Raw genomic sequence first — 21,698 nt, forward strand, 5'->3', positions numbered from 1 at the left:
GAAAAAGGCGGGTTATTTGCGGGATGGTTCAATGAAGCGAGGTGGCGCTACAGCCAATGTTGCAGACGCAGGCCGTCAACGCGTTCAAACTCACGCAGATTATTGGCGGATTCGCTGCACTCATTGCTGGCGTGAATCGCACGTTACGTCTGCAGGACACGACGGCGCAGCAGTAGTATGAAAAAGCACCTCTCCGTCGGTTTTATAACCAAGCCAGACTGGCCGCAGCACGGTGCAATAACCGTATCTTCAGTTAGAACACGGCTCGAAAGTCTGTCGAATAGGGAAAGGATCGCCTTCACGCAGCACAGGATTTTTATTCAATAAGGAGCAGTATGAACAGAAACGGAATTGGTGCCAGAGCAAAGCGGGTAGAGGATCAACGCTTGCTGATGGGAAAGGGAAAGTTTGTCGGAGATGTTCGGATCGCCGGAATGTTAGAGGTGGCATTTCTACGCAGCCCAGTGGCCCACGCTCACATTCGCTCGATCATTAAACCCCCAGGGAAAGAAGCCCAGGTCTTTATCTGTAACGATCTCGAGGGTGTTAAACCGATTCAGGCCAACTCAAGTTTGCCGAGCTCCCGTGAATCAGAACAGTGGGTGCTTGCACGCGATAAGGTGCGTTTTGTCGGTGAAATTATGGCCATGTGCATTGGTAAAAATCGTGCAGCAGCCGAGGACTTGGTCGAACAAATTGAGACAGACCTTGAAGAATTACCGGTTATCAATGGCATTGATGCGGCAATCAGCACTACCGATACCAGGATTCATGATGATTGGGAGGACAACTTTTTTCTCAATTTCGAGGTTGGCAGTGATATCTCGCACCTGGACTCTGAAGCCGAGGTCATCATTGAACGTGAGTACAAACTGGCACGTCAGGTGATGAATCCCATGGAGGGAAAAGGTGTCGTCGCGTATTGGGATGAGAAAGAAAACCAGTTGATTGTTTATACCTCAACCCAGGTACCACATCTCATCCGCACCGGCTTGGCCCAGTGCCTGGGCATACCTCAGGGAAAACTCCGCGTCATTGCGCCAGATGTCGGCGGCGGTTTTGGTTATAAATGCGTGCTTCAACCAGAAGAAGTGGCGGTGGCCTGGCTGGCACTGAAGACCGGCGGAGCCTATCGCTGGCTTGAAGACCGCCGTGAACATTTGGTGGCGGGAGCCAATACCCGCGAGCACCACTACAAAGTGAAGGCGTATGCCGATAAACGCGGACGTCTGTTGGGGCTGGATGCCACTGTGGCCGTGGATTCCGGAGCCTATTCCGTTTGGCCCTTCACCGTTGGGCTCGAAGCGGCGCAAGCGGGCGGTAATCTGCCGGGACCTTATCAACTGGCGCATTACCATTGTCGGGTGCTGGCTCCCGCCACCAACAAACCCGCATTTTGCCCTTATCGCGGGGTAGCTCGCCCGGGGGTTTGCTTTGCCATAGAGCGGACCATCGATGAAATCGCCCGCGTGGTAGGCCGTGAGGCCTGGGAAGTACGCATTGAGAACTTGATTCCTGCCGAGGCGATGCCTTACACCAACGTTATTGGGAAATATTACGATAGCGGAGATTATTCGGCTTCGCTGCGGCGGGCGGTGGAGATGATTGATCTCACAGCCGTACGTCAACGCCAGGCTGAAGCCGTCAACGATACAAAAAGAATTGGGCTGGGCTTTGCAACCTTTAACGAACAATCGGCTCACGGCACTCAGGTTTTCGCGGCTTGGGGATTACCGCTGGTGCCCGGTTACGAAGCCGCCACGGTGAGGCTTACCGCAGACGGGGGGCTGGAAGTTCATGCCGGTATCAACGGCATCGGCCAGGGAATACAAACCACTCTGACGCAGGTAGCCAGCCAGATCACAGGGATTGCTTTTGACCAGATCAAAGTGGTGTTGGGCGATACCGGCAATACCCCCTTCTCAACCGGTGCTTACGCCTCCAGAGGGATGGTAATGGCCGGTGGCGCGGTTTCGCGGGCCTGCACCCAGCTGAACGACAAGCTTAAACGACTGGCTGCAGGACTGATGGGCTGTGCTGCCGATGAAGTCACGATTGCCGAAGGTTATGCCCGGGGGCCGGTCAGCAACCTGTCGCTAGCACAGTTGGGGGCTGTCTGGTATGTGCATCCGGACCGTTTACCGGTGGGCGCGGAGATTGAAGGGGTCGAGGCGACGGGGTATTACAAACCCAAGGTCGATACCGGCGTTTTCTCCTATGCGACCCATGCGGCCTTGGTGGAGGTGGATACCGAGACCGGACAGGTGGTGATCCTGGACTATGTGGTGGTTGAAGATTGCGGCCAGATGGTGAACCCGATGATTGTCGAAGGCCAAACCATTGGGGGGGTTGCGCAAGGGATTGGGACCGCCCTGTATGAAGAGGTGCGATACAACGGCAAAGGGCAGCCACTGAGTTCAACATTGGCAGATTATCTGTTACCCGGGCCTAACGAAGTGCCGAACATTCGCATTGAGCATTTGGAACATCTGTCCCCTTTTACCGACCATGGCATTAAAGGCATAGGTGAAGGCGGGGCCATCGCCCCTGCGGCATCCATCATCAATGCCATCAACGATGCGCTGGCGGACATCGGGGTGCAGCTTAATGAAACGCCAGCCTCCCCCGAACGTATTCTGACTGCGTTGCACCTTGCCCGTAACCTGGCTAACCAGACTCCGGAGGCTGACCATGAAACCCGTACAGTTTGAATATCACGCCCCCGAGGCCTTAGAACAGGCCTGGGCATTTTTTACGCCAGACTCGACGACCAAATGGTTAGGCGGCGGTCAATCCCTGGGGCCGATGCTAAACCTTCGTCTGGCTCGTCCCGATGCCTTGGTGCAATTGGCTGGAATAGCGGCACTCACGCAGGTGGAAACCACCGAGCATGCTATTTGTTATGGTGCCATGTTACGTCATGCTGATTTCGAAGATGGCCGAGTGCCTGATGCAACTGGAGGGATGCTGCAAGAAATCGCCTCCGGCATCGCTTATCGGGCAATACGCAATCGCGGAACCTTGGGCGGCAGTCTGGCACATGCGGATCCTGCTGCCGACTGGGTTAACACGATGATTGCGCTCAATGTACAGATTAATGTTTCAGGCAGCCAAGGCCCACGCAGCATTGCTGCAACCGACTTTATGTTGGCCGCGTTTACGACTGCACTGATGCCGGGTGAGCTTATTGTCTCGATCCAGATCCCAAAGTTACTCAGTGGAGCCCGTTGGGGATATTACAAATTCTGCCGCAAAACTGGCGAGTTTTCGCAAGCCACGGCAACGGTAGTGGTAGACCCTCAACGTGGCTATGCTCGTGTCGTTTTAGGCGCATTGGATGGCGCACCCTTGCTGCTTGAAGACCTTGCAGAGTTACTGGCGCAACAAGGGGTTGATGCCGCAATGGATCAGGCCGGTAATATCGTCAATCAATACGTCGGCACGATGCCCGAGTATCGACGTCAGCTGTATGTGACGGCGGTAAACCGAGCCCTGATGCAAATCAAGGGGGTATTATGAATACATTTGATAACCGCCTGAGCCCGGTGAGTTTATCTGTGAACGGTCAGCCGATCTCGGCCCTGGTTGAGGATCGAACCACCCTGGCCGACCTGCTACGTGAGGAACTCCATCTGACCGGAACGCATCTTGGCTGTGAGCAAGGCGTTTGCGGTGCCTGCACTCTGGAGATCAACGATCGTCCGGTCCGTTCGTGCATTACCCTGGCCAAAAGCTGTGACGGCGCGGTAATACGCACAATAGAAGGCTATAACGAAGATCCTGTTATGTTGGCGCTGCGTGACGCTTTCAGTGAAAACCATGCCTTGCAGTGCGGCTTTTGCACCCCGGGGGTTTTAGCATCGGCCCGGGAGGTTGTGGTGCTCGGTCTGGCGAACGATGAGCAAAGCATCCGCACCGCCATGAGCGGCAATCTGTGCCGCTGCACCGGCTACATGGGCATTATCAAAGCAGTCAGCAGCGTACTGGCTAACCGCGCTTCCCTGGTTACAGCGACCGATCCGGTCAGAGTCACATCAGGTCCCGTTCGTCAGTATATCGGTGCACTGCCAAAGTTTGAGCGTCGTCTTGGCCAGGTTGAACAACCGGGGCAAATCATTCCAGAGGATGATGGCGATAAAATTACCGAACGGATCACGCTGGAGAGTCCGTTGGATGAGGTATGGGCCTTGATCCGCAATGCCGAACAGATGATCGGCTGTGTGCCGGGTGCCCGGCTACTGGAGCAAAATGGTGATGACCTGAAAATACTGATGGAAGCTTCTTTTGGTGCGATCAGTGCCTCATTCAAAGGAGAAGGCCACTTTACCTTTAATGACGCCACGCACCAGGGGCGCTTTACCGGCCAGGGCAAAGATGCACGCAGTGGTTCAGGTGCCAGCGGTACCCTGAACTTCCAACTTGAAGCCGAAGGCGATACTTGCATCCTCAATCTGGTTGCGACCTACGAGGTCAGCGGTGCATTGTCGCAATTTAGCCGGGGAGGTCTGGTGAAAAGTTTTGCCAGAGCGATAACTCGGATGTTTGGTGAAAACTTATCGAAAGCGCTAAAAGGCGAGTCTGTTGATAATGCCAAAGGCGCGAAACTGAGCCTGTTCAAGCTGGTCTGGATGGTGTTAAAGGGCTGGTTTAAACGCGAATAAAATCTACAGGTATCATAGTGTAGGGGCGCAGCCTGCTGCGCCCCCGTCATCAGAAACCCAGGCTGTCGAGCAGGTCGTCGACCTGTGCCTGATTGGCGATCACACCGGCGCCGTTCTGGTCGAGCTGCGGACCGTTGAGCAGGCTGTCACTCGGCTTTTTCTCTTTCGCCGGCTGTTCAGGAATATTTTCCATCAGCACCATCAGCAGCTGCTTTTCAATCTCCTGCACCACGTCCATCATGCGTTTGATCACCTGACCAGTCAGATCCTGGAAATCCTGCGCCATCATGATTTCCAGCAACTGGGCGTTGGTAAATGCCGTATGCTCCGGCACCTGCTCCAGGTACTGACGGGTATCGGTCACCAGTTCGCGCGCGTCATCCAGTTCGATCGGATCGGCGAACCAGTCGTCCCAGCGGCCTTTTAACGCCCTGGCCTCTGATTCCAGCTCCGCCTGGCGCGGTTGCGCGGCCTCCACACAGTTCAACGCCCGTTCCGCTGCCTGCGCCGTCATGGTGACTACGTAATCCAGACGATCGCGCGCATCCGGGATTGCCTCTGCCGCCTGGGCGATCGCCTGATCAAGCCCCAGTTCACGCATGCTGTCACGTAACATGCGCGTCAGTTGGCCAATGCGAGAGATAATCTCCCCCGCGGTTGCCGCATCGCTGGCAGGCATTGGAATGTCTCTCATCGCCCTCTCCTTACATGCCCAGTTTTTCAAAGATCTTATTGAGCTTTTCTTCCAGCGTTGCCGCCGTAAAAGGTTTCACCACGTAACCGCTGGCACCGGCCTGCGCCGCCGCGATAATGTTTTCTTTCTTGGCTTCCGCCGTCACCATCAGTACCGGCATGGTCGCCAGCGCGCCGTCGGCACGGATGGTTTGCAACAGCTCCAGGCCATCCATGTTCGGCATGTTCCAGTCGGAAACCACGAAGTCGAAGTCACCGGCACGAAGTTTGTTCAACGCATCCGCGCCGTCTTCGGCTTCTTCTACGTTGTTGAATCCCAACTCTTTCAGCAAGTTTCTGACGATACGACGCATGGTGGAAAAATCATCCACCACCAGAAACTTAAGGCTCTTGTCTGCCATTTTTACTCCCAAGGTTTAACCGTTAAAGATGCAAAACAACTGCCGCCGTCGGCGGCAACATAAAATCAAATACGTAATGCCTGGCCACCGGCAATTTGCGCCAGCATCCGTTGGCTCATGCGTTCCAGCTCCACCACTTCATTGACGCCACCGGTGGCGATCGCCTCACGCGGCATACCGAACACCACACAGCTGGCTTCGTTTTGCGCCAGGGTATAGGCACCGGCGCGGTGCATTTCCAGCATGCCCGCAGCACCGTCATTGCCCATGCCGGTCAGGATCACCCCCACCGCATTACGCCCGGCGTACTGCGCGACCGAGCGAAACAGCACGTCCACCGACGGCCGATGGCGGTTGACCGGTGGGCCGTCATGTAGCTTCACCTGATAGTTAGCCCCGCTGCGTGACAGTTCCAGGTGACGATCGCCCGGTGCGATATAGGCATGACCCGGCAGCACGCGTTCGCCGTCTTCGGCCTCTTTCACCGTGATTTGGCACAGCTTGTTCAGCCGTTCGGCAAACGAACGGGTAAAGCCCGGGGGCATATGCTGGGTAATCAACAACGCCGGGCTGGTGGCCGGCAACGGTTGCAGTACCTGACGGATCGCTTCGGTACCGCCGGTAGAGGCCCCGATGGCAATCAGCTTTTCACTGCTCAGCAGCGGCGTATGGCTGAGGATCGCCGGAGCCGGGCTGTTGGACCGTTGGGGTAACCGCGCCTTGGCTGCCGTACGGATTTTCTCGGCAATCAGCTCGCTGTAGGCCAGCATGCCTTCGCGAATGCCCAACTGCGGTTTGGTGACAAAATCCACCGCTCCCAGCTCCAGTGCACGCAGCGTAATTTCCGAACCCTTACCGGTCAGCGACGACACCATCACCACCGGCATTGGCCGCAGACGCATCAGTTTTTCCAGGAAGTCGAGGCCATCCATACGAGGCATTTCGACATCCAGCGTCAGCACCTGCGGGTTAAACTTTTTGATCAGATCGCGTGCCACCAGCGGATCCGGTGCGCTCGCCACCATCTCCATATCAGGATGGCTGTTGACAATTTCGGTCATCAACTGGCGCATCAGGGCCGAATCGTCGACGCACAATACTCTGATTTTATTCATTACCTCTCCTTGGTCAGGCCATACACGGTCTGCCCACGCAAGTAGAAATCCCGGCTGATCTGGCTGAAGTTCTCGGAGTGACCGGCAAACATCAGCCCCCCCGGTTTAAGCAAGGGCACGAAGCGCCGCAGGATGCGCTCCTGTGTCGCCTTATCGAAGTAGATCATCACGTTGCGGCAGAAAATGGCGTCAAATTGCCCCGGCAGCGCCCATTCCGGCGCCAGCAGGTTAAGCGACTGAAAATTCACCCGCCCCGCCAGTTCCGGTCGCACCCGCACCAACCCCTGATGCGGCCCGGTGCCGCGCAGGAAATAGCGTTGCATCTGCGTCGGCGTCAGGGTGCGCAGATCTTCCTGGCGATACACCCCCGCCTCGGCTTTTTCCAGCACCTGGGTATCGATGTCGCTGGCCCACACCTGGCAGCCGGTGGCGCGTTGCCCCAACACTTCACTCAGGGTGATAGCGATCGAGTAAGGTTCTTCCCCGGTCGAGGCCGCCGTGCTCCACACGCAATAGCCGTTTGGTCGTGAGCGTGCATGCTCCGCCAGGATCGGAAAGTGATGCGCCTCACGGAAAAAGGCCGTCAGGTTGGTGGTCAATGCGTTAATAAACGCCTGCCATTCGGCGCTGTTCGGATCGCTTTCCAACAGCGCCAGATAATCGCCAAAGTCGTTCAGGCCAAGCAGCCGCAGGCGTCGTACCAGGCGGTTGTAAACCATCTCGCGCTTGTGCTCCGCCAGCACGATGCCGGCGCGCTGGTAAATCAGTTGGCTGATACGACGAAAATGCACGTCCAGCAACGGCAGGCGCTGCACCATCTGCGTCAGCAATGTCGCAGGGTCTCGGTTTGGGGTCGACGGTGCCGGCTTCATACCATGTCACTCAGAAAAAACGGGCTGCTTATGCGGTTTGACAATCTGGGGCTTCCTTTACCACGGGTGAAACTGCGTCTTGAGGGTGAGTCGGTGCGGTGAAGTTATCGTCCGCCAGGCGGAATACCGACACCGCATCGGCCAGGGTGATCGCCTGTTCCTCCAGTGCGGTGGCCGCCGAGGCGGCTTCCTCCACCAGTGCGGCGTTCTGTTGGGTGACCTGATCCATCTGGGTCACGGCCTGCGTCACCTGTTCGATGCCGCGGCTCTGTTCATCCGACGCCGAGGCGATTTCGCCCATGATGTCGGTTACCCGGGTGACCGAACGCACGATGTCCTGCATGGTGGCACCGGAGTTTTCCACCAGCACCGAACCTTGCTTGACGCGACTGACCGACTCGTCGATCAACCCTTTGATTTCTTTCGCCGCCTGCGCGCTGCGTTGCGCCAGGTTGCGCACTTCGCCGGCCACCACCGCAAAACCTCGGCCCTGCTCGCCGGCACGCGCCGCTTCAACCGCCGCGTTCAACGCCAGGATATTGGTCTGGAAGGCAATCCCGTCGATCACGCTGGTAATGGCACCAATCTTCTGCGAACTATTGGCAATATCGTGCATGGTAGTCACCACGTCCCCCGCCAGCTCGCCGCCCTTGGCCGCGGTGGTCGAGGCGTCTCGTGCCAGTTGTGAAGCCTGGCGCGCATTATCGGCATTCTGTTTCACCGTGGCGGTCAACTGCTCCATGCTGGCAGCCGTTTCTTCCAGCGAGGCCGCCTGCTGCTCGGTACGGGAAGAGAGATCGTTGTTGCCTTCGGATATTTCCTGCAGGCCGATCAGGATCGATTCCGCCCCATCGCGCACGGCGCCCACAGTGCCGATCAGCGACTGCTGCATGCCTTGCAGGCTGGCGAACAATAGGCTGATTTCATTACGGCCATACACCTGGATCGGCGTGGCCAGATCGCCGGCGGCAATGCGGTCAAAATGACTGCGCATGATATTCAGCGGCCGTACCAACATGTTACGCAGCCACCAGGTGGCGCTGCCGGTGACCACGATCAGCATCAGTACCGCACCGGCTACCAGCCAGCCCGACAGGGTGAAGGAACGCTGATTCGCCGTATTGGCGTCGCTGACGTTAGCGCTCACCAGTTGCAGATACTGGACAAAATCGGCTTCAAACAGGTCCTGGGTTTTCTGCGTCGGCTGGTCCATAAACGCCTGCAGATTATCGTTCTCCAGGAAGCCAATCAGCTCACGCAGGGTATTGCGCAGCCGGTCATAGCTGGCCTTGGTGGTTGCAGTCAGTTGTTGTTCCTGTTCACTGTTACGCGGTACCGCCAGGAACTGGTTGAAATAGAGATCGGCTTTTTGCAGTGAACTGCGCGCATTACCCATCAGCGCATTGACCTGATCCTGCGGCAGTTTGAGCGCCGCACGGGTACCGGCGCGATTGAGCGTATTACGCGCCTGTAGCAGCGATACCCAGCTCAGGCTGAGGGCATCGCGCTGCTGGCTGCCGAGGGTGATCAAATTCAGATTGTGGTGATCGGAGCGGAAAGCGGTGTACGACAAGCCGCTGGTGGCCAACTGCATAACACAAAAAGTCATCAACAACAGAAACAGACTGGTAGAGACGCGGATTCGGTTAAACACTGTGAACCTCCTTGCAGCCGGCCGATGGCCAGCTCACGACGGGGAATCGGCCTCCCCCCGAACAGGAAGGAGGCCTAATGCCGGTTAGAACGTTTCCCAGTTATCCTGCGGATCGCTGGCGTTCATTTTTTTATGATTGAGTACCGGTGTTACTGTTGCCTTGCTGCTGGCGGGCATTTTGAATTCATCCTGGCCTGCCGCTTTTAAACGGAATACCGCCACGGACTGGGTCAGCATGCTGGCCTGCTCTTCCAGCGCCGCCGCTGCAGAAGCAGACTCTTCCACCAGTGAGGCGTTCTGCTGGGTAACGCGGTCCATTTCTGCTACCGCCTGACCAACCTGATCGATGCCACGGCTCTGTTCGTCGGACGCCGAGGCAATTTCCCCCATGATGTCGGTGACACGAGTAACCGCATTGACGATATCGCCCATGGTTTCCCCGGCGCTTTCCACCAGTACCGAGCCCATATCAACGCGGTTGACGGAATCTTCGATCAGCCCTTTGATTTCCTTCGCCGCCTGCGCACTGCGCTGGGCCAGGTTACGTACTTCACCGGCCACCACCGCAAAACCACGGCCCTGTTCACCGGCGCGTGCCGCTTCTACCGCGGCGTTCAATGCCAGGATGTTGGTCTGGAAAGCAATACCGTCGATCACACCGGTAATGTCGGCAATTTTCTGTGAACTACCGGCAATGTCATGCATGGTTTGCACCACATTGGCCACCACCTTGCCGCCTTTCTGCGCGGTTTCGGAGGCGCTCAACGCCAACTGGCTGGCCTGGCGGGCATTTTCGGCGTTCTGTTTCACCGTGGCGGTCAACTGCTCCATGCTGGCAGCGGTTTCCTCCAGTGAGGCGGCCTGCTGTTCGGTACGAGAAGAGAGGTCGTTATTGCCGGCGGCAATTTCGGAGGCACCGCTATAGATCGCGTCGGCGCCCTGACGGACCCCACTGACGGTGTCGATCAGTTCGTTCTGCATATGTTTGAGGCTGGCGGCCAATACGCCCATTTCATTGCGGCTGTTCACTGCAATCTGCTGGGTCAGATCGCCGGCGGCAATCATTTTGATGTGTTCGATCATGCGGTTCAGCGGACGCACCAGGATGTGGTGAATGCCGCTCCACACCAACATGATCACCGCCAGAACCACCAGTAACACTACCGCCAGCGTCCAGAGTGCGAAGTTGAAGGAGTTGTTGCTGTCTTCTACTGCGCTCTGATAAAGCTTGTCGTTTTGCGCCAGGTAGGTGTTGTAGATATCTTCGAACGCGTCCTGATAGCTTTGCGTCGGCTGGTCAAAGAAGGCGTTGATCTTGCCCTCACCCAGCAATACGGTCAGTTCGGTTAAAGCGCCGTGCAGGATGCCGTATTGCTGCTTGAGCTTTTCGGCTGACTGCGCGTCCTGGCGGGCATTGAGAGGGATTTTGTCATAGGCGGCGTAGTGTTGTTCTGCCACCACCAGGTTGCTTTTGGCTCGCGCCAGCAGCTCGGCCACAGTGGCACCGCTGCCAATGTTATTGGTGTCCATCATGTGACGAATACCGGCACGGTTGAGCGTGTTGCGGGCCTGCAGCAGGTTGACCCAGCTTTCGTTCAGCTCGGATTGTTGCTGGCGAATGGTCTGCAATACGGTGAAGTTTTCTTTGTCATTCTTCAGTGAGGAGAAGAACAGCCCGCCTGATACCAACTGCAAGGCGCCAAATAACACCAGCACCAGTAACAGGCTGGTGACCACCTTCATACGATTAAACATGTTTTCCCTTGTTAAACGCCCGCGCGGACAGGCCCTGATTACGTTGATTGACAGAGTTATCGGCGCGGTTGGGAAGAACTTTATGCGGGGAGGTAACTATTTTTATGTAGGGTTTTGATGCAAAGGTTGCCTTTGAGACTGAGATACCCGGGCCTAGCGCACCGAGGGGCACTCCGGCGGACAAGCCGCTACGACCCCTTCGGCACGCTCTCCCTAATAACGGACATTGTTAGCCGCCTGAGAGGCACCATATATCGAGCCTCTGGGTAACCATTCAGACAGATCAGGCGCTTTTGGCCACACTGTCGACCAGCGACATCTCTTCACTGCTCAGCAATTTTTCGATATCAACCAGGATCAGCATGCGATCGCCCAGCGAGCCCAGGCCGGTCAGGTATTCGGTCGCCAGCGTCACGGCAAATTCCGGCGCCGGACGGATCTGCTCGGTGGTCAGCGACAGCACGTCGGACACGCCGTCAACCACGATACCCACCACCCGTTGGCCAAAGTTCAGCACGATCACCACGGTGTTTTCATCGTAGGATACGTCCTGCTGAGCGAACTTCACCCGCAGATCGATAATCGGCACAATCACGCCGCGCAGGTTGGTGACGCCCTTGATAAAGGCCGGAGTATTGGCGATACGCGTAACCTGATCGTAGCCGCGGATCTCCTGCACCTTGAGGATATCAATGCCATACTCCTCATTGCCCAAGGTAAAAATCAGGAATTCTTGCCCTACCGTTTCGCCAGCCAGTTTGCTGACGGTTGCCAGTCCTGCCATGTCATTCACCCTTCAAATCAATAGATTAATTGTTATGCGGCTGCGTCGGTCTGACGCTGTTCACGGTTCAGCGTTTGCAGCGCCGAGACATCGACAATCAGCGCCACGCTGCCGTCACCGAGAATAGTGGCCGCGGAAATGCCCGGCACTTTGCGATAGTTGCTTTCCAAATTCTTCACCACCACCTGATGCTGGCCGATCAATTGATCCACCAGCAACGCATAGCGACGACCGGCGCTTTGCAGGATCACCACAATGCCCTGGGTGGCGTCAGTTTTGGCACCTGCAACCTCAAACACCCGGAACAGCTCCACCAGCGGCAGATATTCGCCGCGCACCTGCAACACCCGTTCACCACCGGCTAACGGATGCAGGTCTTCGGCCTGCGGCTGCAGGGATTCCATCACGGCGTTGAGCGGCAGGATAAACACTTCGTCGTTTACCTTGACCGACATACCGTCGAGGATCGCCAGCGTCAACGGCAGCAGGATGCGGATCGCGGTGCCCTTGCCAGCCTGAGAGTGGATTTCTACATGCCCTCCCATCTCCTGAATATTGCGCTTCACCACGTCCATGCCAACACCGCGACCGGATACGTCGGTCACCTGCTCGGCGGTGGAAAAACCCGGGGCAAAGATCAGCATACCGACGTCTTCATCGCTCATGCTGTCACTGACTGGCAGCCCCTGCGAGGCCGCCTTGGCGAGAATTTTCTCGCGGTTCAGGCCGGCACCGTCGTCGGTCACCTCGATACAGATATTGCCGCCCTGATGCTCCGCCGACAGGATCAGATTACCCACCGCCGACTTACCAGCGGCGATGCGCGTGTCGGGATCTTCAATGCCGTGGTCCAGGCTGTTGCGCACCAGGTGGGTCAAGGGATCGATAATGCGTTCGATCAGGCTCTTGTCCAGTTCGGTAGAACTGCCCTGCAACTGCAGCTCTACCTGTTTATTCAGCTTGCCGGCCAGATCGCGCACCAACCGCGGGAAGCGGCTGAACACGTACTCCATCGGCATCATGCGGATCGACATCACCGACTCTTGCAGATCGCGCGCGTTGCGCTCCAACTGACTCATGCTGTTCAGCAGGTCACCGTGATTGACCGGATCCAGGTCGCCCGAACGCTGCGCCAGCATCGACTGGGTGATCACCAGTTCGCCGACCAGGTTGATCAGTTGGTCCACTTTCTCTACTGCTACGCGGATACTGGTGGATTCACTGGCCTTGGCCCGCGGCTTCGGCGCTTCGGTCACCGCAGGGGCGGGTTTGGCGACCGGCAGTGCTACAGCAACCGGCATTGCCGGCTCAGGGGGCACAACTGGCGTCTCGACCTGCGGCGGCGTGGTGAAACTGATTTGCTCCGGCTCCAGCACAAAACAGAGCACTGCGCTGATGTCATCTTCGCTGGCGGAGGTCAGCAGCGTCACTTCCAGGCTGCTTTCGGTCTGATGCGGGTTTTTCACCTCGCCCAGATTCCCCAGCTCTTCCAGCATCAGCGGCACTTCGTTCGGCTTCAGGCCACACAGGCAAACCCGCATCCCACCTTCAATCGCCGCAGGCGTGGCGGCGGCATGTTCCGTGACCGGATGCGCTACAGAGGCATCCTGTTGCTGTGCGTCCAACGCAAGCTGGCGCAGCGCCTGACAGATGTATTCAAAGCTGTCGGCGTCAGGCTTTTGCGACGTTTTATAGGCGTCCAGTTGCTCCTGCATAATGTCTTTGGTTTCCAGAAACAGGTTGATAATCTCGGTGCTGAGGCTCATTTCCTGACGCCGTGCACCGTCCAGCAAGTTCTCCAGCAGGTGGGTGGTTTCCTGCAGCACCGAAAAGCCAAAGGTGGCCGCACCGCCCTTGATTGAGTGCGCTGCGCGAAAAATGGCGTTCAGCGGCTCAATGTCCGGAGCCAACGGATCCAGCTCCAGCAGGTGTTGCTCCATGTCGGCCAGCAACTCGTCTGCTTCATCAAAAAAGGTCTGATAAAACGCACTAATATCCATGCTCACGGGATCACCTCTGCTGTGAGTCGCTGTTAATCGGTGTAGGGACAGCCACCGGCTGCTCCGGTGCAATGAGGGTGGCCGGGGCCGTCGCCGATGGGGCCAGCGACTTCAGATCGACCGGCCGGGCGACATCCATCGCGTTGCTTTCGCCATTTTCGTGTTCAATGCCCTGCTGGGTTTGTTTGTTCAGCACCAGTACGGTAATGCGACGGTTGATGGCATCGTCGGCACCGTGCTGTTTCAGACTCATGGTGGCGGCCATGCCCACCACCCGCAGCACTTTTCCTTCCGACAGACCACCGGCGATCAGTTCGCGCCGTGAAGCATTGGCACGATCGGCCGAAAGCTCCCAGTTGCTGTAACCGCGCTCGCCGCTGGCGTAAGGAATATCGTCGGTATGGCCAGACAGGCTGATTTTATTCGGCAGGTCATTGAGGATCGGAGCGATTGCCCGCAGGATATCTCGCATATAGCTTTCAACCTGCGCGCTGCCGGTTTTAAACATCGGGCGGTTTTGACTGTCGATGATCTGGATGCGTAAACCTTCATCCATCATGTTGATCAGCAGATGCGGGCGCAGCGCTTTCAGACGCGGATCGGACTCAATCAGCTCATCCAATTTTTCCCGCAATTTGTTCAACCGCAGCTCCTCGTCACGCTTTTCCAGCGTATCGATCTGCCTTTTCACCAGTCCGTCCTGCTGGGTAGGATCATCCCCACCGCCGGGGATCGGGCTGCTTTCCGAACTGCTTTTGTCGCCGTTTGTCAGCGCCACTTTCAGCGGCGTACGGAAGTATTCGGCGATTTGCGTCAGTTCCTGCGGACTGGCGATCGCCAGCAGCCACATCACCAGGAAGAATGCCATCATCGCCGTCATAAAGTCGGCATAGGCAATCTTCCAGGAGCCGCCGTGGTGGCTGGCCTGATGCGACTTGCGTTTTCTGACCAGAATAACCGGATGATTCTGCTTCATGCCTGTTCTTCTTCCGTCGCCTGCTGTGCCGGCGCTTTCACCCGGCGCACATGTTCTTCCAGCTCGACGAAGGACGGACGCTCGGTGGTGTACAGCGTTTTACGGCCGAATTCGACCGCAATCTGCGGCGCATAGCCGTTCAGACTGGACAGTAAAGTGACCTTGATGCACTGCATCATTTTGACGTTTTCGGCGCTTTTCTGCCGCAACAGGGTCGCCAGCGGCGAGATAAAACCGTAGGCCAGCAAAATGCCAAGGAAGGTACCGACCATCGCGTTGGCGATCAACGCCCCCAGCTCGGCCGCCGGGCGATCGGCCGAGGCCAGCGCATGCACTACCCCCATCACCGCCGCAACAATACCGAAGGCCGGCAACGAATCACCGACCATCGCCAGGCTGCCTGCCGGCACCTCGCTTTCCTGTTCAAAGGTTTCGATCTCTTCGTCCATCAACGCTTCGATCTCAAACGCATTCATGTTGCCGCTCACCATCAGCCGTAAGTAATCGGTAATAAACTCTACGAGGGTGTTATCGGCAAGAATGCGCGGATAATTAGAGAAAATTTCACTTTCCTGCGGATTATCAATATCGAACTCGAGAGACAGCATGCCCTGCTGGCGGGACTTGGCCAGCAGCCGATACAGCAGCGCCATCAGATCCATGTATAAATCTTTGCTGTATTTTGAACGGCGCATCAGCTTGGGAATGGCGCGCAGGGTGGATTTTATCGCCTTACCGTTGTTGCCCACGATAAAAGCGCCGATACCCGCGCCGCCGATAATCAAAAATTCTGCCGGCTGATAAAGCGCACCCAGATGGCCCCCCACAATCAGGTAGCCCCCAAAGACCGCCCCCAATACCACGAGATAACCCAAAATAACTAACACACGCATTCCTTAAATTAACAATGTGGATGGAAGGTGGGCTAAGCGCGCGTTTGAGACGCACCGACGCAGCAGGCTGGGCTGCGCCGATGGGTTCGGCATGCCGAACCCTGCGTTTCACAAATCGGTTTAGGTCTGGATAAACCGGCGCTGCCGCCGGCTCAAATCGCGCGTTTAACCTGCTCGTCCAGCAGTTGAGGAATAATATCGGCCAGTTGCGGCGAAAGTTTACGTCTTTTTACTGCGCGGGATGGGGGTTGGCATAAACTGCAAACAAAACTGTTCAACGGCTGGTGCGCATGGGTGATAAAAGTACCGCCGCAGCAGTTGCAGGCAGAAAGCTGCAGCATACCGCTATCGACGAAACGCACCAGCGTCCAGGCCCGGGTTAAAGCCAGCAACGGTGGCTCGCCCGGCGCGTGCGGACACTGCTCCAGATACAGGCGATAGGCTTTAATCACCGCTTCAACGCCCGTACAGTGCCCACTCTTCATCAGGAAGCTATAGGCGTTATAAAACATCGATGAATGGATGTTCTGTTCCCAGGTCATAAACCAGTCGGTCGAGAACGGTAACATCCCTTTGGGTGGCGGACTGCCGCGCAACTCCTTATACAACTTAATCAACCGCCCACGGCTGAGCTGAGTTTCACTTTCCAGCATCTGCAAACGGGCGCCCAACGTGATCAGCTCCATGGCCAGCTGAATGTCCTTGGCTTCCTGAACAATACTTTTCTCTGCCATCATCAAGCTCTTTTCTTCGTCGCACTACCGTCTTTAGCCGACAGCTCTTGCAGTAAGTGGCTTGATAGCAAAATGCCGGTATGGATTTGCTGCAGATCGTCCACGCGCGACTCTTTTGTCAGGCGTTCAATCGTATGGTGATCGTTAAAACGGAATTGACAGACCAATTGGTTGGTCTCAGCCAGTTTGACCATTTGCGGTAACGTGAGTTGAGCGAGTGCATCAGCCATGGTCTCGTCGATACCCAGACGGAACATTGCCGATGCTTTTTCATCATTAATCAGACGCTGTGCTAAAAGTAAATATGACAAATTGATGTCATAAATATGCTTAAGTAATTCAGACGTACCCATATTCCCCATCCCGACAGACTATGTTTAAAAACATACGCTGGGTGATAATTTTTATCGCCCGTGACCTGGGTTTGTTCCCTAAGTTGGCAAATGAAGCCCTAAATAACGACCGTTATAAATTTTTCAACATCACTAAATTCGGACCGTCATTCAGTATTTGATACGTGCGTAAACCAACGTGTATGGATGTACAGCATTTTGCTCCAGCAGTGTTTAATCACCGTGAAACTATTTTTACAAAATTAATAAGATTATTCCTAATGCAGCGCAACTCTACCCCCGAACCATTAGCACACACAATGTAAGTAAGAGGCAATTTTAAATACAATGTGATCTATATCACAAAAATAAAAAATATTTAAGCCAAATATCCGCTTTACCGTCTGTTTTTCAATCTGGTTTTAGGGCAAAAAATAGCCATAAGTAAAAAAACGTCTTAAAAACAATGTATATAAGCCAAAAAAATATCCTTTTTAGATCAATTCGAACAAAAGCATTACCAAACTAAAATAACAGAACAAAAATCTGCTCGTAGCCGATAAAGACAGTATAAATAACCGTTTAATAAGCCATAAACTATCCGCATTGAAAAGTAACGCATGTAAACTATAAGGTTATGGGGTTTCGGATTTGACTTAAAACTCGAGTGATAGGTTGTTTTATTTTTCAGCTAATGATCGCTTTCGGTTAACAAAGTCTCGCTTAAGTTGTGAACAAGACAGTAGTCGTAACCATATGTTTCACGATAAGGAGAATGAAGCGTCTGGTTTCGGATTTTTCTTGAGCGAATTATCCCAAGACGATTTATCGGCAGTATTAATTAAAACTTTAATAATTTTTTATCGCCCGACGAAAAATCATTTAAATCTCATATAATGTTTATTGGCCAATAAACCTCGGTGTCATTTCCCGTCACGCTTATAAATTAAAACGTAGTTTCGTTTTATTTTATACCTTGGTTTCATCTATACCCGATGGATTTCAAGTTACCGCCTGACAGCCTGCTCGCACATCTTGAGGACGAGCAGGTACATTTCATCACCGATTCGCACTAATTGGTTGAAAAAAGCACCAGCGGGTGTTCCGCTCTCGAGAATCACGCGGCACTGCATGTTGCATGTGCGCTCATCGCAAGCAATGCCCTGCCGATCTGATCACCTGGACTTTCCAAACCTGAGACTTTCCCTATTTTGGGTGCCAATCAGCAGGTTGGCATTGCCGACAACGCACGGCCATATTATTATTCTCGACGCAGGATCAACTTGCGCACAGCCATTTATTACCGTATCGAAATTTATTTATTTGAAATTAATTTTTCAGGTCACACATCACACTTTTGCTGCTGTCATGATGACAGGGTGATGTTTCTTCGTCCGGCGACAACTCTTAACAGGCTATATTTTAATCATGACTGATACCCTGGATTACCTGATGACATTCCGTAAATGCACCAGTTTGGACAGCGTGGAAAAAGTGTACGACAAGCTCAACTATTCCATTGATAATGATATTGAAATCAGCAACATGTACCGAGCCGCCGATCACCGCCGCGCCGAACTGGTTGCCGGTAAATTGTTCGATTTGGGCAAAGTGCCGAAAACGCTGTGGGCACAAGTGCTATAATTTTTTATTACACGCGCGTACCCATTTATCTTTTATTGCTAAATAACGGCAATAGTCTGTGATTTATTGACGCGCGTGATACAAAACACATTTATTAGTTTCGCCAGGCTCTACCCTTTCCCCCAAGAACAGGAAACAGGAGTAGAAGATGGGATATCAAAACGTTTTGGTTACCGTCGCCGTGGCGGCAGACAGTCACCGCCTGGTTGAAAAAGCCGTCTCCATCGTGCGCCCTTACAACGGCAAAATCACCCTGTTGAGCATGATCGCCAATCCAGAAATGTACAATAACTTCGCCGGGCCGATGTTGGGCGATCTGCGCGCGTTGATGGAAGAGGAAACGTTGCTGTTTATGGAAGAGTTACGCCTGCGGGCCGATTACCCGATAGCCGATACGTTGATCGTCCACGGCGAGTTGGGTGACAGCCTTAACTATGCCAGCCATCAGCAAACCTTTGATTTGGTGATCTGTGGTAATCACAGTGACAGCATGATGAACAAGGTTTCCTGCTCTGCAGCGCGCTTTATCAATACCAGCCATATCGACGTGCTGATCATTCCTCTTTGAGGCTGAGCACATTAGGCCATTTCCCCTTGCCAAGGATTGTCTAGACTTAGGGCCCGTGTCCGCTTAAGGAGTCTACGATGTCCCAGTCTACGCAACAAAACCGCCGTTTTCTGTTAGCCTCACGTCCGCACGGTGAACCTACCGCAGACAATTTCCGTCTGGAAACAACGACGATACCGCAACCCACTGCCGGCCAGCTGCTGTTACGCACCGTTTACCTGTCACTTGATCCTTACATGCGCGGCCGAATGAGCGATGCTCCTTCTTATGCCCCACCGGTAGAGATCGGTGAAGTGATGGTTGGCGGCACGGTATCCCGGGTTGTCACATCGCAGCATCCTGACTTCAAACCCGGTGACTGGGTGTTGGGTTACGACGGCTGGCAGGATTACGCGCTGTCTGACGGCAGCGGCTTACGTAACCTAGGCCCGGATCAAAAACACCCTTCCCGCCTGCTCGGCGTCTTGGGCATGCCGGGCTTCACCGCTTATATGGGCCTGCTGGATATCGGTCAGCCGAAACCCGGTGAAACCCTGGTGGTGGCGGCCGCCAGCGGTGCCGTCGGTTCCGTCGTCGGACAGGTCGCCAAACTGAAAGGTTGCCGCGTGGTCGGCGTGGCCGGCGGTAAAGAGAAATGCCGCTATGTAGTAGAAGAGCTGGGCTTCGATGCCTGCGTTGATCACCGGGCGCCTGATTTTGCCGAACAGCTGGCCGCCGCCTGTCCGCAGGGCATCGACATTTATTATGAAAACGTCGGTGGTGCCGTGTTTGATGCGGTGATCCCACTGCTTAATACCCAGGCTCGTATTCCGGTGTGCGGCATTATCGCCCATTACAACGCCACCGACTTGCCTGCCGGCCCGGATCGCCTGCCGATGCTGCAGGGGCTGATCTTGCGCAAGCGCATCCGCATGCAAGGCTTTATTATTTTCGACGACTATGCAGAAGGTTTTGGCGAATTCCTGCAGCAGATGGGCGAATGGGTTGGTCAGGGAAAAATCAAATTCCGCGAAGATCTGGTCGACGGGCTGGAAAATGCACCACAGGCGTTCATCGGCCTGCTGCAAGGCAAGAACTTCGGCAAACTGGTGATCCGCGTTAGCGACGAGTAATGTTTCAGGGCGCAGTCATTGTGAACTGCGCCCTGTTATTAACTCAATGCAGTGCCCCGCCGGAAATCGTTAAGTCCTCCCCGACTGTCAAGCTGGTATGCACAATACTGCGCACCGCCTCAATCATCGTCGCTAACGCCATGCTCGGTTTGCCCGGATGATTGACCGCCAGCTCATGGCTGTACGGAATGTGGATAAACCCGCCTTTGATTGCCAGATTATGGCTGGCGATATGATGACTCAGCCCATAAAACAGCTGGTTGCAGTTGTAGGTGCCCGCCGTATGCGATACCGCGGCCGGAATGCCTGACTGATGCAAGTGATGCACGATCGCCTTCACCGGCAGCGTAGAGAAGTAACCCACCGGACCGCCCACCACCACAGGTACGTCTATCGGTTGTTTACCGGCGTTATCGGGAATACGGGCGTCGATCAGGTTGACGGCCACGCGCTCAATAGAGATTTCCCCACGCCCACCGGCCAGGCCCAGGCAGATCACCACCCGCGGCCGCAACTCTTCGATCGCTGCAATAAGTTGCTGGTTGGATAAACCCAGCACGCAGGCCAATTCGCGCACCACAACTTCCGCACCGGCTATCTGTTCCCCGGCCAGCGCCTGGGCAATCTGCCATGAGGGGTTGATCGTGTCGCCGTCAAACGGCTCAATGCCGGTCACCAATACCCTGTCCATCGTCACACCTTATGTTGTTATTGAATCAGCGTGCTCCCAGCCTAAACAACGCGGTATGATTCTGGAAATAGATTATTTGTATATAGAGTATTCATACAATAAATTTATCCAGTGCTGCCCGGCAATTTGCCGATCCCTCAAAAATTCAGTTTCTGCCGCTACCGGGTGAATTGGCCGTACCGGCCTTTCCGATCGAAATGGTTGCCGGACGACAGATAAAGCACGACCCTGCTTTGGCGTGGTTATGCGACACCCTACACCAACTCAATCTCAATCCTTTTCGCCGTTAATTCACCCCTACTAAAGCATTAGCCATTCGGTCAATCGACCCGCGTCCGCCCCCGCCCTGAGCGACTTTCCGCCCAACCAAATAGGAATCCTCCTAAATAACATTCCTTTTATTTATATATGCGATCATCTTTACCCTGCGAATGGTAAGTACATAAAACGACCTGTCACTTTATTTGCGTTAAAAAATAGTCGTTATTTAAGTACATTGGCTTAAGTGTTACATAAATATTTCATGGTATTACCAATGATCCAAAAAATATCCACGTAAAAACAATTACTACATAAATACATGTTTTGTATGGTTTAAATTTAAATTGTGAGTGAGATAACGAATTGGACATTGATCCAGAAGGTTATTTTGCAAATTTGTAAGGCTATTGTAGACTGCGAAAACTCTGTTTATATGTAAACTTTGTTAAGTTTTTCGTCAGTCCATGTCTCAATTCGTGACAGATACGTCATCGGGATCCTGCGTTAATTCTCGTGCGGTAGCTATGTCTCAATCGAGAGATTGTGCGAATT

19 protein-coding genes are annotated in these 21,698 nt (G+C 54.6%); 6 read left to right on the forward strand and 13 right to left on the reverse strand.

The features are described from left to right. Positions 1-335 precede the first annotated feature (335 nt). The 3 genes from QOT07_RS15450 to QOT07_RS15460 are packed head-to-tail and all read left to right on the forward strand — an operon-like array spanning position 336 to position 4,661. Entirely contained in the window at positions 336-2,711 is a 2,376-nt protein-coding gene (locus QOT07_RS15450) for a xanthine dehydrogenase family protein molybdopterin-binding subunit (protein WP_283603479.1), read from the forward strand. Further along, positions 2,692-3,519 (forward strand): FAD binding domain-containing protein, encoded by an 828-nt coding sequence (locus tag QOT07_RS15455; protein ID WP_283603480.1) that lies wholly within the window; start codon positions 2,692-2,694, stop codon positions 3,517-3,519. Before QOT07_RS15450 ends, QOT07_RS15455 begins: the two co-directional genes overlap by 20 nt. After that, positions 3,516-4,661, forward strand: coding sequence for a xanthine dehydrogenase family Fe-S subunit (locus QOT07_RS15460; protein WP_283603481.1), 1,146 nt, complete (start codon positions 3,516-3,518; stop codon positions 4,659-4,661). The genes QOT07_RS15455 and QOT07_RS15460 overlap by 4 nt, the downstream gene beginning before the upstream one ends. Positions 4,662-4,710: 49 nt before the next feature. Here QOT07_RS15460 and cheZ read toward each other — a convergent pair whose 3' ends face one another. From cheZ to flhD, 12 genes are all read right to left on the reverse strand, one after another. Next, positions 4,711-5,355: a protein phosphatase CheZ gene (gene cheZ / locus QOT07_RS15465; protein ID WP_099064655.1), complete on the reverse strand. Its 645-nt coding sequence runs from the start codon at positions 5,353-5,355 to the stop codon at positions 4,711-4,713. A 10-nt stretch (positions 5,356-5,365) separates the two neighbouring features. After that, positions 5,366-5,755, reverse strand: coding sequence for a chemotaxis response regulator CheY (gene cheY, locus QOT07_RS15470; RefSeq protein ID WP_099064656.1), 390 nt, complete (start codon positions 5,753-5,755; stop codon positions 5,366-5,368). Positions 5,756-5,820: 65 nt separating this feature from the next. After that, on the reverse strand, positions 5,821-6,870 hold the full coding sequence (locus tag QOT07_RS15475) for a protein-glutamate methylesterase/protein-glutamine glutaminase (RefSeq protein WP_099064657.1): 1,050 nt from the start codon (positions 6,868-6,870) through the stop codon (positions 5,821-5,823). Continuing rightward, positions 6,870-7,742, reverse strand: a complete 873-nt coding sequence (gene cheR, locus QOT07_RS15480) for a protein-glutamate O-methyltransferase CheR (RefSeq protein ID WP_026142427.1) — start codon at positions 7,740-7,742, stop codon at positions 6,870-6,872. The genes QOT07_RS15475 and cheR overlap by 1 nt, the downstream gene beginning before the upstream one ends. A 28-nt stretch (positions 7,743-7,770) precedes the next feature. Next, a complete protein-coding gene (locus QOT07_RS15485; RefSeq protein WP_219016534.1) occupies positions 7,771-9,396 on the reverse strand; it encodes a methyl-accepting chemotaxis protein in 1,626 nt (541 codons plus the stop codon). A gap of 84 nt (positions 9,397-9,480) precedes the next feature. Then, entirely contained in the window at positions 9,481-11,151 is a 1,671-nt protein-coding gene (locus QOT07_RS15490) for a methyl-accepting chemotaxis protein (RefSeq protein ID WP_099064659.1), read from the reverse strand. Between the two features lie 283 nt (positions 11,152-11,434). Beyond that, on the reverse strand, positions 11,435-11,935 hold the full coding sequence (cheW, locus tag QOT07_RS15495) for a chemotaxis protein CheW (RefSeq protein ID WP_012145706.1): 501 nt from the start codon (positions 11,933-11,935) through the stop codon (positions 11,435-11,437). Between the two features lie 32 nt (positions 11,936-11,967). Beyond that, a complete protein-coding gene (gene cheA / locus QOT07_RS15500) occupies positions 11,968-13,941 on the reverse strand; it encodes a chemotaxis protein CheA (protein WP_207978442.1) in 1,974 nt (657 codons plus the stop codon). Positions 13,942-13,945: 4 nt separating this feature from the next. Continuing rightward, positions 13,946-14,911 carry a flagellar motor protein MotB gene (motB, locus tag QOT07_RS15505; RefSeq protein ID WP_219016536.1) on the reverse strand — a complete coding sequence of 322 codons (966 nt, stop codon included), beginning with the start codon at positions 14,909-14,911 and terminating at the stop codon, positions 13,946-13,948. Further along, on the reverse strand, positions 14,908-15,798 hold the full coding sequence (motA, locus tag QOT07_RS15510) for a flagellar motor stator protein MotA (RefSeq protein ID WP_037418923.1): 891 nt from the start codon (positions 15,796-15,798) through the stop codon (positions 14,908-14,910). The genes motB and motA overlap by 4 nt, the downstream gene beginning before the upstream one ends. A 158-nt stretch (positions 15,799-15,956) precedes the next feature. Next, a complete protein-coding gene (gene flhC / locus QOT07_RS15515; RefSeq protein ID WP_157765463.1) occupies positions 15,957-16,541 on the reverse strand; it encodes a flagellar transcriptional regulator FlhC in 585 nt (194 codons plus the stop codon). Beyond that, positions 16,541-16,891, reverse strand: coding sequence for a flagellar transcriptional regulator FlhD (gene flhD / locus QOT07_RS15520; RefSeq protein WP_017893242.1), 351 nt, complete (start codon positions 16,889-16,891; stop codon positions 16,541-16,543). The genes flhC and flhD overlap by 1 nt, the downstream gene beginning before the upstream one ends. A gap of 1,407 nt (positions 16,892-18,298) precedes the next feature. On the opposite strand from flhD, the gene ydgT reads away from it, so the two are divergent. The 3 genes from ydgT (at position 18,299) to QOT07_RS15535 (ending at position 20,194) form a co-directional block, all read left to right on the forward strand. Next, positions 18,299-18,514: a transcription modulator YdgT gene (gene ydgT, locus QOT07_RS15525; RefSeq protein WP_012145712.1), complete on the forward strand. Its 216-nt coding sequence runs from the start codon at positions 18,299-18,301 to the stop codon at positions 18,512-18,514. 148 nt (positions 18,515-18,662) lie between these two features. Beyond that, positions 18,663-19,082 carry a universal stress protein UspC gene (gene uspC / locus QOT07_RS15530; RefSeq protein ID WP_099064662.1) on the forward strand — a complete coding sequence of 140 codons (420 nt, stop codon included), beginning with the start codon at positions 18,663-18,665 and terminating at the stop codon, positions 19,080-19,082. Positions 19,083-19,159: 77 nt separating this feature from the next. After that, positions 19,160-20,194 (forward strand): NADP-dependent oxidoreductase, encoded by a 1,035-nt coding sequence (locus QOT07_RS15535; protein WP_099064663.1) that lies wholly within the window; start codon positions 19,160-19,162, stop codon positions 20,192-20,194. 43 nt (positions 20,195-20,237) lie between these two features. Here QOT07_RS15535 and pcp read toward each other — a convergent pair whose 3' ends face one another. Then, positions 20,238-20,885, reverse strand: a complete 648-nt coding sequence (gene pcp / locus QOT07_RS15540) for a pyroglutamyl-peptidase I (protein WP_099064664.1) — start codon at positions 20,883-20,885, stop codon at positions 20,238-20,240. Positions 20,886-21,698: the final 813 nt, after the last annotated feature.

Source organism: Serratia proteamaculans, from assembly GCF_949794035.1.
In the GTDB taxonomy this organism is placed as follows: domain Bacteria; phylum Pseudomonadota; class Gammaproteobacteria; order Enterobacterales; family Enterobacteriaceae; genus Serratia; species Serratia proteamaculans.